This is a genomic window from Sphaerochaeta globosa str. Buddy (assembly GCF_000190435.1).
GTDB classification, from domain to species: domain Bacteria; phylum Spirochaetota; class Spirochaetia; order Sphaerochaetales; family Sphaerochaetaceae; genus Sphaerochaeta; species Sphaerochaeta globosa.
Genome location: NC_015152.1, coordinates 248,836 through 268,286, shown reverse-complemented (window position 1 = coordinate 268,286; position 19,451 = coordinate 248,836). Strand labels below are relative to the sequence as shown.

Annotated in this window: 18 protein-coding genes; 13 read left to right on the top strand and 5 right to left on the bottom strand. The window is 47.6% G+C overall.

Annotated features, from left to right (window positions below; translation table 11 throughout):
• Positions 1-21 precede the first annotated feature (21 nt).
• A complete protein-coding gene (locus SPIBUDDY_RS01200) occupies positions 22-963 on the top strand; it encodes a helix-turn-helix domain-containing protein (RefSeq protein ID WP_013605933.1) in 942 nt (313 codons plus the stop codon).
• Here SPIBUDDY_RS01200 and SPIBUDDY_RS01195 read toward each other — a convergent pair.
• Positions 890-1,969, bottom strand: a complete 1,080-nt coding sequence (locus tag SPIBUDDY_RS01195) for an IS1/IS1595 family N-terminal zinc-binding domain-containing protein (RefSeq protein ID WP_013605932.1) — start codon at positions 1,967-1,969, stop codon at positions 890-892. The two genes, SPIBUDDY_RS01200 and SPIBUDDY_RS01195, sit on opposite strands and share 74 nt — an antisense overlap.
• Positions 1,970-2,437: 468 nt before the next feature.
• Here SPIBUDDY_RS01195 and SPIBUDDY_RS01190 point away from each other — a divergent pair, with 468 nt between their 5' ends.
• From SPIBUDDY_RS01190 to SPIBUDDY_RS01145, 10 genes are all read left to right on the top strand, one after another.
• Positions 2,438-3,604 carry an AAA family ATPase gene (locus tag SPIBUDDY_RS01190; protein WP_013605931.1) on the top strand — a complete coding sequence of 389 codons (1,167 nt, stop codon included), beginning with the start codon at positions 2,438-2,440 and terminating at the stop codon, positions 3,602-3,604.
• Positions 3,601-4,320, top strand: coding sequence for a hypothetical protein (locus SPIBUDDY_RS15550; RefSeq protein WP_013605930.1), 720 nt, complete (start codon positions 3,601-3,603; stop codon positions 4,318-4,320). The genes SPIBUDDY_RS01190 and SPIBUDDY_RS15550 overlap by 4 nt, the downstream gene beginning before the upstream one ends.
• Before the next feature lie 396 nt (positions 4,321-4,716).
• A complete protein-coding gene (locus tag SPIBUDDY_RS01180; RefSeq protein ID WP_013605929.1) occupies positions 4,717-5,871 on the top strand; it encodes an ROK family transcriptional regulator in 1,155 nt (384 codons plus the stop codon).
• Between the two features lie 46 nt (positions 5,872-5,917).
• Positions 5,918-7,222, top strand: a complete 1,305-nt coding sequence (locus SPIBUDDY_RS01175; protein WP_013605928.1) for an ABC transporter substrate-binding protein — start codon at positions 5,918-5,920, stop codon at positions 7,220-7,222.
• A 64-nt stretch (positions 7,223-7,286) separates the two neighbouring features.
• On the top strand, positions 7,287-8,174 hold the full coding sequence (locus SPIBUDDY_RS01170; protein ID WP_013605927.1) for a carbohydrate ABC transporter permease: 888 nt from the start codon (positions 7,287-7,289) through the stop codon (positions 8,172-8,174).
• 9 nt (positions 8,175-8,183) lie between these two features.
• The gene (locus tag SPIBUDDY_RS01165) at positions 8,184-9,014 is read left to right on the top strand and encodes a carbohydrate ABC transporter permease (RefSeq protein WP_013605926.1); all 831 of its coding nucleotides are present in this window, start codon (positions 8,184-8,186) and stop codon (positions 9,012-9,014) included.
• A 10-nt stretch (positions 9,015-9,024) separates the two neighbouring features.
• Positions 9,025-10,506, top strand: a complete 1,482-nt coding sequence (locus tag SPIBUDDY_RS01160; protein ID WP_013605925.1) for a beta-N-acetylhexosaminidase — start codon at positions 9,025-9,027, stop codon at positions 10,504-10,506.
• Positions 10,507-10,558: 52 nt separating this feature from the next.
• The gene (locus SPIBUDDY_RS01155; protein WP_013605924.1) at positions 10,559-11,173 is read left to right on the top strand and encodes an L-2-amino-thiazoline-4-carboxylic acid hydrolase; all 615 of its coding nucleotides are present in this window, start codon (positions 10,559-10,561) and stop codon (positions 11,171-11,173) included.
• A 249-nt stretch (positions 11,174-11,422) separates the two neighbouring features.
• Positions 11,423-12,574, top strand: a complete 1,152-nt coding sequence (locus SPIBUDDY_RS01150) for an AAA family ATPase (protein ID WP_013605923.1) — start codon at positions 11,423-11,425, stop codon at positions 12,572-12,574.
• Positions 12,575-12,576: 2 nt separating this feature from the next.
• Positions 12,577-13,107 (top strand): hypothetical protein, encoded by a 531-nt coding sequence (locus SPIBUDDY_RS01145; RefSeq protein WP_013605922.1) that lies wholly within the window; start codon positions 12,577-12,579, stop codon positions 13,105-13,107.
• Between the two features lie 56 nt (positions 13,108-13,163).
• Here SPIBUDDY_RS01145 and SPIBUDDY_RS01140 read toward each other — a convergent pair whose 3' ends face one another.
• From SPIBUDDY_RS01140 to SPIBUDDY_RS01130, 3 genes are all read right to left on the bottom strand, one after another.
• The gene (locus SPIBUDDY_RS01140) at positions 13,164-14,936 is read right to left on the bottom strand and encodes a polysaccharide biosynthesis protein (protein ID WP_245523793.1); all 1,773 of its coding nucleotides are present in this window, start codon (positions 14,934-14,936) and stop codon (positions 13,164-13,166) included.
• Positions 14,937-15,085: 149 nt separating this feature from the next.
• On the bottom strand, positions 15,086-15,634 hold the full coding sequence (locus tag SPIBUDDY_RS01135; protein ID WP_013605920.1) for a transcription termination/antitermination NusG family protein: 549 nt from the start codon (positions 15,632-15,634) through the stop codon (positions 15,086-15,088).
• A 33-nt stretch (positions 15,635-15,667) separates the two neighbouring features.
• Positions 15,668-16,552: a shikimate dehydrogenase family protein gene (locus SPIBUDDY_RS01130; protein ID WP_013605919.1), complete on the bottom strand. Its 885-nt coding sequence runs from the start codon at positions 16,550-16,552 to the stop codon at positions 15,668-15,670.
• A 148-nt stretch (positions 16,553-16,700) separates the two neighbouring features.
• Here SPIBUDDY_RS01130 and SPIBUDDY_RS01125 point away from each other — a divergent pair, with 148 nt between their 5' ends.
• The gene (locus tag SPIBUDDY_RS01125; RefSeq protein ID WP_013605918.1) at positions 16,701-17,417 is read left to right on the top strand and encodes a transglutaminase-like domain-containing protein; all 717 of its coding nucleotides are present in this window, start codon (positions 16,701-16,703) and stop codon (positions 17,415-17,417) included.
• A gap of 70 nt (positions 17,418-17,487) precedes the next feature.
• On the opposite strand, the gene SPIBUDDY_RS01120 is transcribed toward SPIBUDDY_RS01125, so the two are convergent.
• Positions 17,488-18,951 carry an ATP-binding protein gene (locus SPIBUDDY_RS01120; protein ID WP_013605917.1) on the bottom strand — a complete coding sequence of 488 codons (1,464 nt, stop codon included), beginning with the start codon at positions 18,949-18,951 and terminating at the stop codon, positions 17,488-17,490.
• A gap of 288 nt (positions 18,952-19,239) precedes the next feature.
• On the opposite strand from SPIBUDDY_RS01120, the gene SPIBUDDY_RS01115 reads away from it, so the two are divergent.
• Entirely contained in the window at positions 19,240-19,446 is a 207-nt protein-coding gene (locus tag SPIBUDDY_RS01115; protein WP_041380458.1) for a hypothetical protein, read from the top strand.
• The last annotated feature ends 5 nt before the right edge of the window (positions 19,447-19,451 follow it).

Below are 19,451 nucleotides of genomic sequence, written 5' to 3'. Positions count from 1 at the left end.
AAGAGAAATGGGGGGTAGTACATGAGCAAAGTTCTAGCGAGCACTCCAACAGGAAAAGTAATTAAAGAATATCTAGACTCCTATGAAATCACTCAGAAGGAGTTGTCACAAAGAACGGGAATTAGTGAAAAACACTTGTCACATGTACTCAACGGGACAAGTAGACTGACCGAAGAAACAGCCTTGAAATTAGAAAAGGTTTTGACCGGAGTCCCTGCTTCGTACTGGTTGAATTATGAAACAAAATACCGAGAGGCGGTAGCTAGGGAACAAAGCCCCGCATATTCAGCAGATTCAAAAGAATTACAGCTCATTGCCAAGAGATTCAAATTCAATGAAGTCTTCAAAGATTTTGGATGGAGTCTCCAAAAGCAAGCTGATCAAATGCTATCCTTACTTCAGATCAGCGATTTCTCTCAGTTTGAGAGGGTCTATGCAACGATGGGTGTCTCGTGTATGCAAGATGGGGGCACTCTCGAAGCTATTGCAATTTGGCTGAATCTTTGTCGTGAAGAGGTAGAGGTACAGAATGAGCATCTTGAGAATCAGTATAACGAAGTTCTCCTGAAAACTCTGTTACCGAAATTAAAAGTAATTGCCAATACTAGTGATGCTCCAGCATCCCTCACTGAGGCACGGGAGCTGTTGAACCAAGCAGGAATTTATCTGGTAATACATGAGCCCATTTCCCAAGCAAAAATCAGAGGGGCACTATCCACCTACAAGAAACATCCCGCCATCTATTTGAGCTTACGGTTCAAGACACATGATCATGCATGGTTTGCTCTCATGCATGAAATCGGCCATCTTGTCCTACACTATTCCAAAAAAGAACCAATAATCACTCTCGATATCGAAAATGGAATTCAAGATGAGAAGGAACAGGCAGCTAATCACTTTGCCCAAACATTTTTAAACCCTCTTTTGCACAGTGTTGGTCGCCAACTGCAAATAGAGCGTTAGTTTGAGTATTTCTCTCTGTAACTGAGCGAAATAGGGTTTTCGAAAACCCTGTTGAGTAGAGTTTCAATCTTTTTGTACGGGTCGTTGGGAGGATTGACAATAAAAAGCAAAAGAGGTTCAAGTAATCAGAGAGATTGGCTCTGTCAAAACCGGAATGCGAGTTCAGGAACTGCTTGAGCTGTCGACAGCGCTGGTTGATTTCGTTCATTGGATTTTCCTTGTCAGGCAAGCCTTTGAGCGACTTCGAGCTATGAGCTTCACTCACCAAGTGCAGGTCTTTCACCAGACTGTCATGGCTTTTCTCTCTATCATGGACAAGGGTTGTCCCTGGCTCGATATGATGAAGGAATGCCTCCAACGTTTTCTTGGAGGATGTCTTTCCGTTCCCCTCGATGGTACAGAAAACATGGCCGGAGAGATCGCATCCTATCCCCATGCAGATCTGGTTTCGTGATAGACCACGATACTGCAGCCCATCCTCCTTCATCTGGATATCTTCTTTCCTCAGCTTGTAGAAGGTCTCATCGATGTAAGCTTTTCCCCTGAGAACAATAGTATCTTGGTATCCCCTGAGTGTAAGGCAGAGTTTGGATGTCCAGTAATTCGTTGTTGTGTCGCTGTTTCTGTTTGATTTCGATACTGAGTTGAAGCTCTGCATCCTGAACAAGCCGAGCAGATAATCCACCCATTCGCTTATGGGTATCTTGTGGTTGTCGAATATGGTGCCCGTTGTGACCGTGAAAGTCCTTTCGCAATCCGAACACCGGTAACGTCTGACATGGTTGCTCGTGAATCCGTATTTCTGGATCTTGAGGCTCTGGCAATACCGGCACTCCTGGGGTGCATAGGAGTTGAGAAGCTCACTTTCTTCGGTGTCCGAAATTGAGGGATGCTTCTTCTTGTAGTTGGACAGATTGATTGCATCAATGAATGATTGCAACGGGGTCGCATCGTCCTTGCCGGTCCAGGGTGTCTCCTTCCTGGATGAAGTGATATGCTTGGGCATTGTGGTAGTCCTAAGCATTGGGAGAACAATGGGCAGGGACTACCACATCTTCTGCTCCATCGCCCTCTCAATGCCTTATTACCTTACCACTAATTTCAATATTTTGCTAACAGTTTACCAACACTGTGCAAAAGAGGGTTTACATTTTTTATTAATGAATCAGCCTACTCTGAATTTATCAAACAGGAGGTTTTCACTACTTCATCCGTAGTTGAATTTGCAAAGACAATCGCAATTCATCCAGGTTTGGTTGTAGCTAGACTACAGCACGATGCTTTACTTCCTTTTTCTCATGTAAATGGGTTGAAGAGCCGATTTGACGGAAATTATGGAGAAAACTGCTAGTTCCTTTCTGATGAACATTTGTTTTAACAAGTCTGTACAAAAATCCTCTGCTTGTAAGTTAACCACTATTTCGTTCCCATCCTTTCCTCTTTCTGTTATACTTTTGCATATGGAGGTTACCGCATGCTCACGAGATTGTATCTTGATAATTTCAAGTCTCTTATAGATTTCTCATTTCCTCCTAAAAAGGATATCCAAGATATTCCAGCCTTCTCATGCCTTGTCGGCTTGAATGGCAGCGGTAAATCCACAATCCTGCAGGCTTTCGACTTTCTTGCTCAACTCCCCCAAGGTCGTATTGATTCCTGGCTTGATAAACGTGGTTGGAAACACGAAGAACTTACAAGTAAATTTACAAAAAAAACTACCATCACATTCAGTATCTCTTTATTGTACCAAGGCAAATCAGTAGTTTGGAGCGGTACGTACAACAAGCAAGCCATCCGATGCACCCAGGAAAAAGTAACAGAAGACGATAAAACCATTTTTTCGGTGCAGGACGGTAAATTGAACATATTCATTGCTGGAGAATCATCTGCTATTCCAGTAAAAGACTTACTCTACCAAGGGTCAATTCTCAGTGTGTATAAATTTGATGTACAGAAGGCTCCCGCCATTGGCGCCATTTTTAGTTTTTCACAAGGAATGAAATCTCTGGAACTCTTAAATCCTCAATTGATTAAAACTCGTAGTAGAGCAGCTGATGATGTGGGAATCGGAGGGGAAAAGCTCACTGCATTCTTCCATGGGCTCTCAACTGAGAACAAGCGAACAATTCTTACACAGTTGCAAGCGTTCTACCCACAAGTAACTTCCATACTCTCATCCTCACTCAGAGCAGGCTGGAAGACCATCACTGTAAGTGAATCATTTGAGAACGGCAGTAAAAACCGACTAGAGACTGAAACAACGCATCTCAATGATGGCATGTTAAGAATCTTAACCATCATCTCACAGATGCAAACCAACCACACATGCCTCTTGCTGGACGAAATAGAAAATGGAATCAACCCTGAATTGGTTGAACGCTTGATGGATTATTTAGTCAATAGCAAGAAACAGGTAATTGTCACTACGCATAGCCCAATGGTTCTTAATTATCTGGAAGATCAAGTCGCCCAAAATGGTGTTTTCCTTGTCTATCGCAATGCAGCCGGCTATACCCGCTGCGGTCGTTATTTCCAAAGTAATCGAACCCGAGAAAAACTCAGGCTCCTAGGACCGGGAGAAGTATTCGTCGATACCACCATGCAAGAGGTGTCATCAGATCTGGAGTATGAATTCACATGAAATTCCTCCTTTCAGGCGAAGGTCCCACTGATATTGGAACGAGAGCACAAGATAACACATTTCTGCATGGTCCTATGGCATGCTTTATTGACATCCTTGTTACTCCAATTCTTGGCTATTCTCCTCGTGAAACTGAAGGGGAACATGAGGATATCCTTGAGTTTTGCAGTGAACAGGAACTGTTACAACGTAAGAAGCCCAGAGTAACCAAACTCTCTGGCAAAAAATTCGGAAAGAGCAGAGGCTTTTTCAGAGCAAACGCACAAGTACTTGGCAGCTATGCAAAACAAAAAATGCAAGAAGAAGGATGTCCCTATATTGCCGTCCTATTTCGTGATGGTGATGGTTCCAGATCAAAGGATGAATGGCAAGATAAATGGGATTCTATTGAAAATGGTTTTTTACTGGAAGAATTTCACTTTGGGGTACCCATGGTACCTCGACCAAAGTCTGAAGCATGGTTGCTTCAAGCACACAAAGACCACGATAATCCATCTGAAACGTATGAAACAAGAACTGGAAACAGAGCAAGTTCATTTGATGTCAAAAAGCAATTGGAACTGTTGATCGGAGACCATCCATCGCGAGAATACCTGGTACAGTTGATAGATGAGGGAAGTATCAGTCCTCTCTCTATCTCTGAGCAGTGTTCAAGCTTTACAGCTTTCCGGAAAACTCTTCATCACTCAGTAGTAACTGCCCTGAAAAGTTGCTGATCATTACAGGTTTTCCCAATCATGAGCGAATCCTTTGAATCAGATAGATCAACAGCAAATACCCTCGCAGGCTTTTTCTCCTTACGCAGAATTGCACCAGCTTCTTTACACTCTCCAGTAATAATTCAAAATTACTCTCATCCATAGCAACCCATCATATCGCTGGCCTTCAACACTTACCACCCTTCTTACGTCCAGCTCGCTGCTCCTACTCCCGTAGGTATTTGGCCCTCGCAATATCTCATTTTTCACTTTCATTTCACTTTGTGTTAGTCCAAGTTATCTTTAAATCCTTATATTATTTATACATGTTATTCTTCTTGACTTACGTTTTCATGCTTCTATACTGAGTTTAGGTTAGTACAAAAACAAACAAACTACGTATTGGAGTTGTCCATGGACAGTCCTCACAGAACCAGACTCATAAATTCCTCCCGCATCATTCATCGCCTGTGGATAGAGGATGAACTCAGCAGGGCCGAGCTTGCTTCTCGTTTGGGGCTCAACCGCTCTTCAGTCTCCAACATTGTTGTCGACCTCATGCAGCGCGGGATTGTCAGGGAGAATGAAACCATAGATCCCGGTCCGAAAGGCGGAAGAAGGGCTATCGGCATTACGCTGAACAAGGAGTACTTCCATGTTATCGGCATTGAGATCCGGTCGGACTCCTATACCGCCCTCTCCATCGACTTGGAAGGCAACGTACTGTTCTCAGAGACACAGCCCAAAGGCTTCACAGCCAAAACCTTCAAGGCTGAGCTATTGTCGTTCATAGAGAGTATCACCCAGCGGCTGAATCACGATGGACGTCACTTGTTGGGAGTCGGAATAGGCTTCTCAGGCATAGTAGATGCCCAGCGGCAAGTAATTATCCGCTCCGTATCGCTGGACTTCAACAAGCCCTTTGACTTCTATGGTGAAGTTGCCTCGGCCTTCCCCTTCCCCGTTTTCTTGGAAAACGATGCCAACTGTGGAGCATGGGGGGAAGTCATATTCCAACGAAAGCGGAAACTTCGCAACTTCCTGTTCGTCCTCATCGAGTTCTGGAAAGCCTACGACGTACACACCGGCCTTGCAAGGCCGACGGTGGGCCTTGGTTTCGGCTTCGACGGGAAAATCTATCGGGGCAGCAACAACCGGGCAGGAGAGTTCAAGAGCGTACTCAACCGCGACCTCAACTCCTCAGAGCAAGTGGTGGTGGACAGAACTATCTCAGTTACCGAGAACAAGGAAGCGCTACAGGCATACCTGGGTGAATTGTGTGAGAACCTGGCATTTCTGATCAACACGCTGGATATCGCGCATGTCTTTATCGGAGGCAATGTAGAGGCCATCGAAACCAGCATGCCCGATATGCTGCGCTATGCCCTTCGGGCAAACTCGCTGGACCACAGTGACGGGGGAACGCAGATACAGTTCTCGTCCCTGGGCTACCAAGCCGTCTCCTTCGGAGCAGCGGCTCTGGTACTGGACAAAGTGTTGATGAACCTGGAACCACTTTCGGACTATGCAACACAGAAAGTGCTTCCCCTATTCCATCTGTTAGCGTAAGTCGATGATTCCTTCCTGTGAAGGATACGATATTAGGAGGATTACTATGAACATGAAACGATTGCTCAGCATGGTTTTCATCGCATTGTTCTTGGTTCCACTCATGCTGTTTGCAGCTGGGACCAAAGAACAAGCAAAGGATGCAGGGGATGGTGTCACCACCTTGTCTGTATATCATTTCCTCGATCAGACGGATAAAACCACCGCTCCCAATTTCCAGTATCTGGTGGATGTGTTTGAAAAGGCCAATCCGAATATCAAGCTCACCTTTGAGTATGGCTATGGCGAAGCGTTCCATGACAAGCTGCAAACCATGGCGATGAGCGGCCAATTGCCCGATGTCGTACTGCTGTACCCCGGCGAGAGAACAAGCCAGGTTACGAATGCAGGCTTGGTACAGGACTTGCGCCCCTACCTTGCAGGACACGAGGACGAGTTTGCTGATATGGCAATGCAAGGCCAAGGCAAGAACGGAGAGATCTGGGAACTGCCCGAGGACATCAGCATTACCTCGATCATGTTTACCAACAACCGCCTGTTGAAGGAACTGGGTCTCACCCTTCCCAAGACCTATGAAGAGCTGTTGGCACAGGGACCCAAAATCAGGGCAGCAGGTCTTATTCCCATTTCCATCGCCAATAAGGATGCTTGGCCCATGCAGTCCTGCGTAGCAGGTATGCTGGTTGAGAGAACCTGCGGCTTGGAATGGTTCGACAAAGCTATTGCCGGTCAGGCTCGCTTTGACGACCCCGAATTTGTGTATGCCATGGAAATTATCAAAGAGCTCACCGACAAGGAAATGCTCTCACCGGGAACAAACCAACTGGCCTACGGCCAAGGATTGGATGACTTTGTCCAGGAAAAGGCTGTGTACTTCATCGACGGCGGTTGGACGGTGAACAACATGATCGGAGAACTCACTGTCGAGCAGAAGGCATACATGAGTCTTGAGTCATTCCCCGACGTCCCCAACCAGAAAGGCCAAAGCCTTTCCACTTCGGCGACTGCAGGCCAGGGCTTCGGCATGAACGCAAAGCTCAACAAGGCAGAGTCGGAAGCGGCATGGAAGTGGATATGGTTCTACTCCGGTCCTGAAGGCTCAGCGATCAGGCAGAGATTCGGCAGATTGCCCGCCTACAAGCTTGACGAGCCCAAGGATGCTGATCCCATGATCCAGAAGCTGGTAGCCTATGCAGGCAAGGTCCCCATGGGCTATGTCATGGATTCCGTGCTTGCTGCAGAACCCATTGGAACGTTCAATATCAACCTTCAGAACATGATGTTTGGTACCAAGACGCCCAAGCAGGTCGCCCAGGAACTCGAAGCCATGGTCACAGCCATCGGTCGGTAGAAATCTAGTGCAAGGCTCTTTCCCCAATCGGGGATAGAGCCTTCCTTGGAACACGAGGAGCGTCATGACTTTCTCACAACAAAAACGGATGAGTTACTATATCCTGCTGGCCCCGGGTCTGCTTCTGTTCGCCGCAATCATCATTTTTCCGGTGGCCTACAGCTTCTCGTTGAGCTTCACCTCCTTCGGAGGGTATGGAAAGCCTGCGTTTATCGGGTTGGATAACTATGCGAAGATCATCGGCGACGAAGTCTTTCGTCACTCCCTGAGAAACAACCTTTTGATCGTAGCCGTCTCGGTGTTCGGCCAGATCCCCTTGGGCTTTCTCTTGGCATTCCTCTTACACCGGAACATGGTCCGTAACGGCAAGTTCTACCAGACCATGATTTTCTTACCCATTACCATCTCCCCGGTTGTGGTTGCCCTCTTGTGGAATCAGATATTTTCAGCATCGGGAATGGTGGTAGCCATAATCAGAAAATTGACGGGCGAAAGCCAGTATGTCATGCGGATATTCGAAAACCAGCAAATGGCTATTTACCCCATACTCTTTGTCCTGCTTTGGATGCATACCGGAACGTATATGATTATTTTCTATGCAAACCTGCAGAAAATGACACCTTCCCTCCTGGAAGCGGCACAAATCGATGGGGCAAGCGAATCGCAGATGCTCAGAAGAATCATTCTTCCCAGCATGGTGGGCACCATCGCTACCACTGCCATCTTTGCCATCTCGGGAAGCCTGAAGGCTTTCGACCTCATTTATTCCATGACCGGTGGCGGGCCCGCGCATTTCACCGAAGTGATCGCCATCTACATGTATATCAACACCTTCAAGTATTACAAATACGGCTTCGGCAGTGCCGCCTCGATGATTATTGTCCTGTTGGCAGTTGGTTTGATTCTTATCCTGCAATACATCAGCAGGAAATTTGAACGTCGGTTCGAGTAGGGAGAAGCAATGAAAAAAACCATTACCTTGGGAAAAATCCTCTCCTATGTACTGATGATTACCTTCACCTTGCTTACGATCATCCCCTTGGCATGGATGATTCTCAGTGCCTTCAAGCCGCATGCCCTGATCGTACGCCATCCGCTTTCCCCGCCTCTTACGTGGTATGTACAGAATTTCATCCTTGCCTGGACACAGGGGCATTTGGGCATTTACTTCGTCAACAGTACCATCTACTCCCTGGTTGCCACGTTCTTTACCGTGTTCTTTGCCATGAGCAGCGGCTATGCCCTCTCCAAGTTCCATTACAAAAGCAGCCGCTTCGTCTCCCTGCTCTATACGTTGGGACTGCTCATTACCGTACACTCGGTAATTGTTCCCTTGTTCATCATGGAGACAAGGCTGGGCCTTTCTAATACCCGGTTGGGAGTAATTCTGCCCTATATTGCCTTCGGCCTCCCGTTTCAGGTATTTCTTGCTACCACGTATATCAAAGGGATTCCCGATGCCATGCAGGAGTCGGCCATCATCGATGGGGCCACGTTCTTTCAGGTATTCATGAACATAATCATTCCAGTTGCCACCCCCATTATCTCCACCATGTTCATCTATACCTTCTTGGGGAACTGGAATGAATTCATTCTGGTCCTGACGTTGACCAGCGACCTTACCGTACGATCACTGCCGGTCGGGATCAACAGCTTTGCCGGCGGAATGTCCCGTGATTACGGCCTGCAGTTTGCTGCATTGGTTATCGGCACGGTGCCGATGATCGTCTTCTATCTGATTTTCAAAGACAAAATTGCCCAAGGCTTTGCAGCCGGGGCATTAAAGGAATAACACCATTCATATGACAGAAAAGCTCCCTCTCATTCCCTATCCTTCAGGTGCCATAGCAATGCTCAATGGTACATACATGCACCCCTCGTCCTTGGTTGTAGCGCTTGACCCTGTGTTTGACACCGAGCACGTACTGCACTACGTCAAGGAGTACCTTGGTGTTGAGGCAGAAAAGGGTGAGCGGTCACCCAACCTGACCATTGCAAAGGCAATAGACCTGAAAGATGAAGAAGCATATCGCTTGGAACTGCAACCTTGCGGATGCAGGATTGAAGCGCAGGATTTGAAAGGGATATTCTACGCAGTGCAGACACTGCGTCAGCTCTTTCTTGCCTATCCCCACGCCATTCCCTGTTGCCGTATCCAGGATGCTCCCGCCCTGCATTGGCGCGCTTTCATGCTGGATGTAGCCAGGTCCTTCTGTCCGGTTGAGGAGATTCGGAGGATCATCGACATCCTCGCTTCCTGTAAAATAAATGTACTGCACCTGCATGTCAGCGATGACCAAGGGTGGAGAATCGCACTGGATTGCTTTCCTAACCTAGGAGAAGAGGAATCGGGCAGGTATTCAAAGCAAGAGATCAGAGACCTGGTAGCGTATGCACAAGACAGGCAGATTATGGTCGTCCCCGAGATCGACATGCCCGGACACTTCACCGCCGCTCTTGCTGCCTATCCCAAGCTCAGCTGCACGGGAGGACCGTTCACCGTTCCCAAGGGAGAAGGCATTTTCCCAGACATTCTGTGTGTGGGAAAGGACGAAGCCCTTGCTTTCGTGAAAACTGTCATTACTGAGATAGCCTCCCTCTTCCCTGCCCCCTACATCCATTTGGGGGGCGATGAGATTCCCCTGGACCGTTGGGTCGCCTGCCCTGACTGCCAGAAGAGAAAAAAAGCACTGCTCTTATCCGATGAGAAAGCCTTGCTGCGATGGTTTTGCAACGAAATGACTATGCATGCGGCAAGCCTGGGAAAACAGGTAATCCTCTACAACGATTACCTGGACCAAGATTATAACAAGAATATCATCACGCAGGTGTGGAACCCGCTGCTGGATGCCTCCTTATCAGAGCACCCTGCGATTATGAGTGACTATTTCCATACGTATCTGGATATGGACCATACATTGCTTCCCCTACAGGTGGTCTATCGCTATGGCAAGCAATTGCAAACTGAAAAGGATGCAAATCTGTTCGGTGCAGAGCTCATGCTGTGGACCGAGTACATCTGTACTCGAGCAGAGAGGGACTTGCATCTGTTCCCACGCCTGATTGCAGGTGCCGAGTCCTTTTGGACACACCAAGGCCAGCATGACTATCGTCGGTTTGTGGATATATTTGGCCGGTATGGTGAGCAATTTCTCCCGCCTGAGACACATATCACACCCAGAAAGCAGTGGAACAGTTGCTTCATCATCTCTGTACTCCAACGGTACAAGCGTAGGCGAAGAGTGAAGCGAAACAGCAAGAAAGCTGGTATTGCTCTCTCCTAAGAGTGTTCATTTCCTGTTGTTTTCATGATAGTGTTTGCTTTGGAGCGTACTGATGCAACCAGGTTTGAAGGTACTGTCAGCTAGTCCTCTTTTCAAATGGGTTCGACAGGAGATGGTTTCCCGTTACGGGGAAGCTTCTTCGTCAGGTCTTTGGGATCAGGCAGCTATGCTGTATGAAAAGCTTCGTGAAACCTATAAAGGCGACCCGAAGAAGGTGAGGTTTCACACCGAAAAGAATATCTTTATCGGTGTGGCCCTGTATACAACGCTGATGAAAGAACATCCCCTGGATGCAATGCCCATCATGCAGGCCGGGATGAAGACAGGGGGCCTGAGGGCAGCCAAGACTTTGGCAAAGCTTATGCGTTTACCGGGCTCAAGCCGCCTTTTTATTGGTTTTTTTCCCATCCTATGCAAGAAATTTTTTGGTCAGGCTTCCGGTTTCCAGCAGAAATTCTATCTAACAGAAAAGCATAGTGCCCGGATGGATATCCTGAAGTGCCCCTATTGCAAGTATTGCTTGGAATTGGGTTGTCCGGAGCTGACCCCTCTATTCTGCGAGAACGATGACTATGTGTACGGCAATGTGTCAGGGATACGGTTTACCCGAACACAGACATTGGGCAAGGGCGGTGATCGCTGTGATTTTCTGATGGAACGCTATTAGAAGGAGAGAGCCTGCCGATGATATTCCACATCACAACGACAATCAGGCTATAACTACTCTCATGCATGGAGTAGACCAGCTACTCCTTTATGGTCTCAATACAGAGAGAATTGCTATTCTCAAGAAATCCAGCAAAGAAGACTTCAAATATTAAAAACAGATTTCACGTTTATAATATTGCCATACTGTGATTTTCATGTAATAATCGAAGTATATAACCATATAGTTTGGTTTTATATGGAGTGGCTTATGAAAGTACTGAAGGTTGTTGCTTCTGGGTTACCTTTATTTTCTTCGGATTTGGAGTTTGATTTCCTTGCACTCCAACGAGTCTCTTCTGATGCAAAAGAATCACTGTACAATCTCTTCTCAACCTACTATCAGAATACTGTACTGTCAATTATTGGTATTAATGCCTCAGGGAAAACCACGCTCTTGAAAGTACTGATGTTTGCCTTACGCTTGTTGAATAATGAACCTATCAACTCTATTGATTGCCTGGAAATCTTCGATGGTCTTTCTGATTGCAACCGTGTGATGTTCACCATGTATTTCCACGCTCCTACGGATGCTGTCTATAAGCTTCATACGGTCATAAGGAAAAAGGAAGGTCGGTTGAGTATTGTTGAAGAAACGCTGTGCCGAAAGCCTGCGGCCAGCATCAAGGCGAAGAAAGCATTGTTCGATTTCTCTGCTGGTTATCCTGAATTAGTCCGGGATACTCAGGAAAAGTTTCTTCTTGACGATGTAAGCATTATGGTAGCCGTCAACAAACAATTGGCAGAGAAAATGGTTGTAATTGATATGCTGCGCTATACAAACAGTAATCTGCTTGGGTTGAGTTCTGATATCCCACCGGCTCTGATTGCCTTCTTCGATCCCAGCATCGAATACTTGTCCAGAGATGGCCAGCAGAAGGAATCGTCTATCCATCTGAAGTTCAAGGGAAAAGAAGAAATCCTTCTAAACCAGCCATCTGAACTCAACCGATACCTCTCATCAGGGACCATCAAAGGTATTAACACCTTCATGCAGGCTTTAAAATCCTTCAGAACTGGAGGCTATGTACTTATTGATGAGATGGAGAACCATTTCAACAAAGAGATTGTATCAACGTTGATTCGTTTCTACATGGACCAACAGATCAATCCAAAGGGAGCAGTACTGGTATTCTCCACACACTACGCTGAGTTGTTGGATGAATTCAATGCAAATGACAATATTTATATCGTAAGGAACAAATCAGGTATTACTGTTGAAAATCTTTCAAAGATTCTCAAACGCAATGATATCAAGAAGAGTGATGCATACCAGAGTGGGTTCCTGGAGGGAACCGTTCCATTGTATGAATCCTATAAGCAATTGAGATGTATACTGCTAAAAACCAGTACCGAGATGTAGGGATGGAACTATCAAAATATATCGCCTGTATTTGCGAAGGGTCAGCTGAACAAGTCATCATTGAAAAACTACTGGATGCTGAGAAGTTAATCTTTAGTCGTAGCCAATTACTTGAGGAAAAGATAATCCGTTGCAGAGACGCTAAGTCTTTCGAACAGCGTTATTTAAGAAAGGGATTTTCTGAAAAGATAACAGTCCTGCGAATACTGGATTCAAGAAAAGAGCGATTCAAACTCAGTAGAGCATATGAGCACAAGGTTGATGTCATTAACATCATTACAGCTCCAGAGGTGGAGATGCTGGTCATCTTCAATGAAAATATGTATAAAGACTTTAAGAAGTCCAGGAAAAAGCCGAGTATTTTTTGCAAAGAGGATTTACACTTCCGAAATGTAAAATCTACAGACTTCGTTCAGAGCTATTTTCATGATATGGTTATACTAGTTCATTCAATAATCGAATACCGTAGAATATCAAACGTGCCCAATGGAGAATACTCCTTACTTGATCTATTAACGAGTATCCCTAGATAGACATCCTCATTGGATTTTTCCATGTTCACTTTATCGCCTCAGCTGGTACTCGTACCCTACATCTTCGGGTTATTGAACTCCGGTACCAACTGATGCAGCATCGCCAGCATCTCATCAGGGTTTCCATTCTGGAAGGTTGTCAGATAGTGGTTGAGGAAGGTGAGCTCGGACAGCTCATGGTTGCTCACCTGAGCCTTGAAGACCAGCTTGTCCTCGGTGGCTATGGTCGTATCCTTGTTGGCCAACAGCTCCTCATACAGCTTCTCTCCGGGTCTGAGGCCCGTGACGATCACCTGGCTGCGGCCGTCGCCGTAGTACTTGACCAGCTTCTCGGCAAAGTCGTAGATCCTCACCGGCTGGCCCATGTCCAGCACCATGACTTCCCCGCCCTTGGCCATCGAAGCCGCCTTGAACACAAGGCCCACGGCCTCGGGTATTGCCATGAAGTAGCGGATGATGTCCTTGTGGGTGACGGTGATCGGCACGCCCGCCTTTATCTGTTCCATGAACAGGGGCAGCATGCTCCCACGGCTTCCCAGCACGTTGCCGAAGCGCACGCACACCATTTCCGTCTCCGATGAATTGAGCATGCCAGCCATGAGCTCGACCACGCGCTTGGTGGCGCCCATCACGTTGGTCGGGTTCACCGCCTTGTCGGTGGAGATGACCACCACCTTCTCCACCCGGTGCTCCTTTGCGCTCTTGAGCACGGCATAGGAGCCCAGAATGTTGGTCGTGATGGCTTCCTCGGGATAGAGTTCCTGAAGCGGCACGTGCTTGTAGGCAGCCGCATGGAAAACCAGCTGCGGCTTGTACTGCTCCATGATCCTGTCGATCTTCTTGCGGTTCTTGATGTCGCAGACCACCGGGACGACCAGGTCGCTCCACTCCTTCTGGTAGTTGTGAAGCCTCAGCGACAGGTCGTGCAGCTCGGTTTCGTCGATATCCAGGAGGATCAACTGGGCGGGTCCGTAGGTCAGCAGCTGCTTGCAGATCTCGCTGCCGATGGAGCCGCCGGCACCGGTGATGAGCACCCGCTTCTGCAGGACCATTTTCTTGATCGGCTCCTTGTCGATGCTGATCAACGAGCGTCCCAATAGGTCACCGTAGTCGAGGTTTCTGAGGTCCAGTTCCTTGGCACCCTGCTGCATTTCAAACAGCGAGGGGATGACCTTGATGTCACAGCCTGCATCCCTTGCTGCATCGATGGCAGTAAGCATGCGCGCTTGGTCTATGTGCGTGATGGCAATAATGAGGACTTTGGCATGTACCTGTGCCAAAACTTCGGACAGGTCATCCACCGTTCCCCATACTCGTATGCCCAACAAGTAGGTTCCTTTCAGGGCGGCATTATCGTCGATGAAGGCTGCAATGTGGTAGGGAAGTTTACCCCGTTGGTACTGGCGCACCAATGCGTTACCCAGCTCACCTGCCCCATAGATGACGGTGCGGGGATTGTTGTTGTGTGTCTGGCGTGTGTAATAATTCCGGAAGCTTCTGTACGCAAACCGTATTCCCAGCATGGTCAGAAAGGAAGAACCCCAGAAGACTACAAAGTAGGGAATCCAAAGGGAGTGGATGCCTTGCAGGAACAAGGGAAGCAAGACCGATACCAAGGCAGGGAGCAAAAAGCCCGCCACAGCCCTGTTCACCAGATCCAGCGAGCCTTCGCTGACGCGGATGTAATAGAAACGGGTCATGGAGAGGGAGAGCAGCAGGATCATGGAGGCAAACAGGGTGAACATCACCACAGTTGCGTCATATGTTGCATACACTATCCACAGGGAGAGAGCGGCACAGATGCATAGCAATATAGCATCAATAGCCATTAGGAGAAGCTGTCTCTGAATTCGGTTCCTCACACTGCTGCCCACATGCACCTCACTCTTGGATCACCCAACCAGTAGCTACCTTCATACCACACCTTGGCAGATGTGTCACCACTTTTAGTCCTAGGAATCTGTAGGAATAGTCTGTCTTAGTCGAGATTGGGAGTGCCGCTATCGGGCTGAATAAACTCAACGGGCATGCTCACCTTGCGAATTACTTCGGCGAACTGGAACTCGACCATAACCCGATTATGCCGGTAGTCGACTGAAATAACGGTCCCCATGAAATCCTGAAGCGGGCCTTCCACCACCTTAATCGGCTCGCCTTGCGTATACACAACCTTGGAGGGCTTTATCGTTCCTTTGTTGTGCATAATCCAAGCAGCGTACTGATGGTCGGGTCCCTTGAGTTCTATTGTCTTGTCCAAGTTGTGTAAAAATCCATAGCAACCCGGAATTCGGTGAATATCCATTACAAAGTCAGTGAGCGGTTCCTCACTGGAGAGCAACAGGTACCCGGGAAGAATGGGATGGTCGGACATAATCTTCTTTCCCTTGCGCCGATCGATCATGCGTCGCATGGGAATGAAGATATCCACTTCATGCATTTCCCCCCGTTCTCTGATAAAGAACTTGTTCAGGTGAGCCCGTACTTTCTCTTCTCCGCCGGTTCTACATGCAATGAAGTAGTAGTTCATAGTCGCCCATAGTACAGTACTTGCATTCTTTTGTCAGCATACAGCGAATGCTTCTTCCAAGCTAGAGCGCATCAGAGCCTTGTCCGGTTCCTTGCCGGTCCACAGCTGTATGGCAATCGCTCCTTGGTTGACCAGCATGCCAAGCCCGTCGAGGGTGAGGCAGCCTGCACTCTTGGCCTTTTTCAGGAAGGCAGTTTCCACAGGATTGAACACCACATCACAGGCAATGACATTCTGCAGTGCCGGGGCAAAGGCAACATCAATGCAAGCACCTGGTTGGAACAGGCCGACACTGGTGGCCTGTACCACCACCAGGTCATTCTCTACAATCTGATAAGTTCCAGCCCAACGATCGACCTTCAGCTGGGTTCTGGAAATGCCCTCCAGGTTGTTCACCAGCGTTTTGGCGTGTGCTTCGGTGCGGTTGACCACCACTACCTCCCGCACTCCATAGAGAGCCAATTCGGTGACGATTGCAGAGGCAGCCCCTCCACTGCCGAATACCATGACCTTGCGCTTCTTAAGATCGGGGGCCACTGCGATCAGAGACTGGAGAAAGCCCTTGCCGTCGGTGTTGTCCCCGATGTAGGTACCATCGCTTTTGCGGGTTATGCAGTTTACCGCATCACATAAGCTGGCACTTTCGGTAAGCTCATCGAGGTAGGTGAGTACCTCCTGCTTGAAGGGGGCGGTAACGTTGCCTCCTGCAAAATTCATGGCCAATAGACCCCAGATACTTGGGTCCAGCTCCTCGGCATCGACATCGATGGTCAGGTACCTGCCACAGTAGCCAAGAGCATCGAAGGCTGCTTCGACCATATACTGCGTGGGGTTGCCAACCACAGGACTGCCAATGCAGAAATAGAGAGGAGCCAACGGTCCTTTCATCAGAGCTTGTAGGCTACTTTTCCTGTCCATGTCTTACTCCTTGACACTATTTTATGACAAACTTCTCAATATGTCCAACTCTAGTATGCAATTACCAAACATTTCCTGCAAGATATACTAGCAACAACGAGGCACGAGGAATATACTCAGTGTAGCACCAAGTCAGTAAGGAAGTGTTGTGGAATCGCTTGAAGACAACCAATACCTTCGTCCAACACCGCTGCTCGACTACGAAAGCCCGATACTGCAGACTCTCGTACAACAGAAGGGCTGGAAGAATCTCAGTTCAAAAACAGCACAGATTGATGCTGTCTACACCTTCGTAAGAGATGGAATTCCTTTTGGTTATTCCCAAGCGTTTGCCATCAGCGGTTCTGAAGTGCTCAAGCTCGGTTTGGGCAACTGCCTTACCAAGACCATCCTGCTTATGACCATCCTCAGAGCGGTGGGAGTTCCCTGCCGCATGAAGGCCAGCATGGTGGACAAGGTCCTCCATCGAGGCCTCCTAGGATCACTTACCTACCGCATCAGTCCCAATAATCTTTATCATGGTTGGGTGAATATTTTCTACAACGACAAGTGGATTGAGATCGGGGGGCACATTGTCGACCGTCCCTACCTTCTCAAGCTCCAAGCAAAGTTTCCCGATTACATGGGCAGTTTCTATGGCTATGGGATTGCAGTGTTGAACTTCCGAAACCCTCCCATCCACTGGGAAGAAGGGGATACCTTCATCCAGAGCAAGGCGCGTGCAGGTACACTGGGGACCTATGACGATCCGGATGCTTTCTTCCAAGCCTATCCAGAAGCACAAGAGAGAACCCGAAGCCTACGCTATCAGAAGATTCTGAGGCCTGCACTCAACAAGTCCATTACAAAACTAAGGCAGCTTTAAGTCCCCAGGGGAACGGCCAAGACGCTATCCGTGCTCGTATTAACAGACGAAGTGGTTGTACATCATGAATTCAGATTCTGCTCTGTGCTGCAACATAACGTTGATGTTTGCTCTTGGGCCTATCGGGCAGAGTCATTCTCAGCTGAGCACTTTCAAGCAAGGGATGAAGATACCTCGCGGTGATGTAATACACAGAGGAAAGGCCGATATGCTTTGCAATTTCATCCTTTGAACGCGGCTCTGAGCAGAATGAAAGAATCTTTTTCATGATCGAGGATTCACTATCATTGGCAGCATCAGGATTCATCGATAAGCTACCCTGATTGTAGAGCGTGGCCCTAAATACACCGCGCTGGCTTTCAAATACAGGCGGAAGCAAATGAGCCTTCTCCATCTCAGCATAGATGGTAGGTATGCCGGAAAAACGATTCTCTGTCTCTACCAAAACTTCAAGTGCACCCGCTATGAATGGATTGCGGGTATCTGCAGACATTTTTCCCAACTCATCAATGGTAATCCGCCCATAGAGGCCTCCTGGGTTCTCAATCTCCAAACGGTTGTTAAACAACAGAATACGTATCGGCGAATTAATGGTATGAATGCTATAGTCACGGTGAATCAGGGCATTGAGTACCAGCTCGCGGACTGCCTTGAGCGGATATTCCGGTCTGTCGTTGCGCTCCCCGTTCTCGTTGATGATTGTTGCTTGCCGGGTATTGCGGCTTATAAATTTCATGGCACTTTCATACATCTGGATAATTGTGCCCTCGATACGCTTGTTATCAACAAAGCGTTCATCATTCTGGCTAATATCAGAATACATATTGCCGGCGATAACCATGGCGGTTATGCTGAGCTGCGGGAAGAATGCCTGAGGATATTCTCCGAAAAGCATCAGTCCGGCTACTGTGGGCACCCCATTGACTGTGATGCCCTGAAGTCGCAGCACTTTTTCCAGCGAAAGCTGGGAGAGATTCTCCTTGAACCTCTTGATCTTCAGCATATACTCAGTCAGCCTATCACTGCTCAAATCATCCATGGTGGCATTCAGTGCAGGGAACTTCTCATCCTGGATGTTCTGACGAAAAGCCTCAAAGCTGTAAACTTCATATTCAGTCATGGGCTCATCTGAATCACCAACCCTGATATAAGAGCCTTTCAACCGTCCGGCTCCAGCATAATAGCAGGGCTTTTCCATGATGGGGCACTCTGCAATCTCTGCGCTCACTACCTCCTTGCCATCAATCTCTGCCACCGTGAATACCGGTCTGACTATCGGGACCATCTGCTTGGCTTGGTTGTTTACCTGCTGTTGGACAGCCTGAGGGTCATCAACGCCAGTTATTGAATAATTATTGTGTTCATAGACGCCGAAAATGATTATGCCCCCATCTTTCTGATTGGAAAAACTCGACAAGGTGTCATAGAGGCGTTTGGGTGCTTCAGTCTGTGAACGCTTCAATTCAATGTGTTGGGATTCACAACGCAGATGAACGATATCATCAACCAATGTTTCAAGTTCGCACGGCAGCATAAGGATCTCCTCCTATTGCTACCATGGCACACCCAGAGTGGTAAGTCAACCAAAATCTCAAATTCAATTGGTAAAATCACAAATTTAATATCAATTTCATAAATTTTATGTAATATTCATAAATTCTTCTCAAATTTTCTTAAATCTTCTCAACTGTAACACTGAGTGGATTTGAGAATATTTCACTAGATGTTGTGAGAATCAAAATTCAATAACGCGAAAGAGAGTGTCTGGACTTCGGCCAAGGCAGGCTCTTTCGCATTTCTGAACTGAACCTCTCGCTCAAGCTTGTTCAGCAAGGTACAACCAAGCCTCTTCAGGTATGCATTGCACTCCCGTACCTTTGACCTTTCACCCCCCGATCCGCTGGAAGGAATGGGATACCTTCATCCAAAGCACGAGACGCTGGGAACCTATGACGATCCGGATGCCTTCTTCCAAGCTATCCAGAAGCACAAGAGAGAACCCGAAGCCTACGCTATCAGAAGATTCTGAGGCCT

What these genes read in the sequence shown, in the direction of transcription:
- SPIBUDDY_RS01200 (WP_013605933.1), top strand. Translation starts at nt 22, where the DNA reads ATGAGCAAAGTTCTAGCGAGCACTCCAACAGGAAAAGTAATTAAAGAA.
- SPIBUDDY_RS01195 (WP_013605932.1), bottom strand. Translation starts at nt 1,969, where the DNA reads ATGCCCAAGCATATCACTTCATCCAGGAAGGAGACACCCTGGACCGGC.
- SPIBUDDY_RS01190 (WP_013605931.1), top strand. Translation starts at nt 2,438, where the DNA reads ATGCTCACGAGATTGTATCTTGATAATTTCAAGTCTCTTATAGATTTC.
- SPIBUDDY_RS15550 (WP_013605930.1), top strand. Translation starts at nt 3,601, where the DNA reads ATGAAATTCCTCCTTTCAGGCGAAGGTCCCACTGATATTGGAACGAGA.
- SPIBUDDY_RS01180 (WP_013605929.1), top strand. Translation starts at nt 4,717, where the DNA reads ATGGACAGTCCTCACAGAACCAGACTCATAAATTCCTCCCGCATCATT.
- SPIBUDDY_RS01175 (WP_013605928.1), top strand. Translation starts at nt 5,918, where the DNA reads ATGAACATGAAACGATTGCTCAGCATGGTTTTCATCGCATTGTTCTTG.
- SPIBUDDY_RS01170 (WP_013605927.1), top strand. Translation starts at nt 7,287, where the DNA reads ATGACTTTCTCACAACAAAAACGGATGAGTTACTATATCCTGCTGGCC.
- SPIBUDDY_RS01165 (WP_013605926.1), top strand. Translation starts at nt 8,184, where the DNA reads ATGAAAAAAACCATTACCTTGGGAAAAATCCTCTCCTATGTACTGATG.
- SPIBUDDY_RS01160 (WP_013605925.1), top strand. Translation starts at nt 9,025, where the DNA reads ATGACAGAAAAGCTCCCTCTCATTCCCTATCCTTCAGGTGCCATAGCA.
- SPIBUDDY_RS01155 (WP_013605924.1), top strand. Translation starts at nt 10,559, where the DNA reads ATGCAACCAGGTTTGAAGGTACTGTCAGCTAGTCCTCTTTTCAAATGG.
- SPIBUDDY_RS01150 (WP_013605923.1), top strand. Translation starts at nt 11,423, where the DNA reads ATGAAAGTACTGAAGGTTGTTGCTTCTGGGTTACCTTTATTTTCTTCG.
- SPIBUDDY_RS01145 (WP_013605922.1), top strand. Translation starts at nt 12,577, where the DNA reads ATGGAACTATCAAAATATATCGCCTGTATTTGCGAAGGGTCAGCTGAA.
- SPIBUDDY_RS01140 (WP_245523793.1), bottom strand. Translation starts at nt 14,936, where the DNA reads ATGGCTATTGATGCTATATTGCTATGCATCTGTGCCGCTCTCTCCCTG.
- SPIBUDDY_RS01135 (WP_013605920.1), bottom strand. Translation starts at nt 15,634, where the DNA reads ATGAACTACTACTTCATTGCATGTAGAACCGGCGGAGAAGAGAAAGTA.
- SPIBUDDY_RS01130 (WP_013605919.1), bottom strand. Translation starts at nt 16,552, where the DNA reads ATGGACAGGAAAAGTAGCCTACAAGCTCTGATGAAAGGACCGTTGGCT.
- SPIBUDDY_RS01120 (WP_013605917.1), bottom strand. Translation starts at nt 18,951, where the DNA reads ATGCTGCCGTGCGAACTTGAAACATTGGTTGATGATATCGTTCATCTG.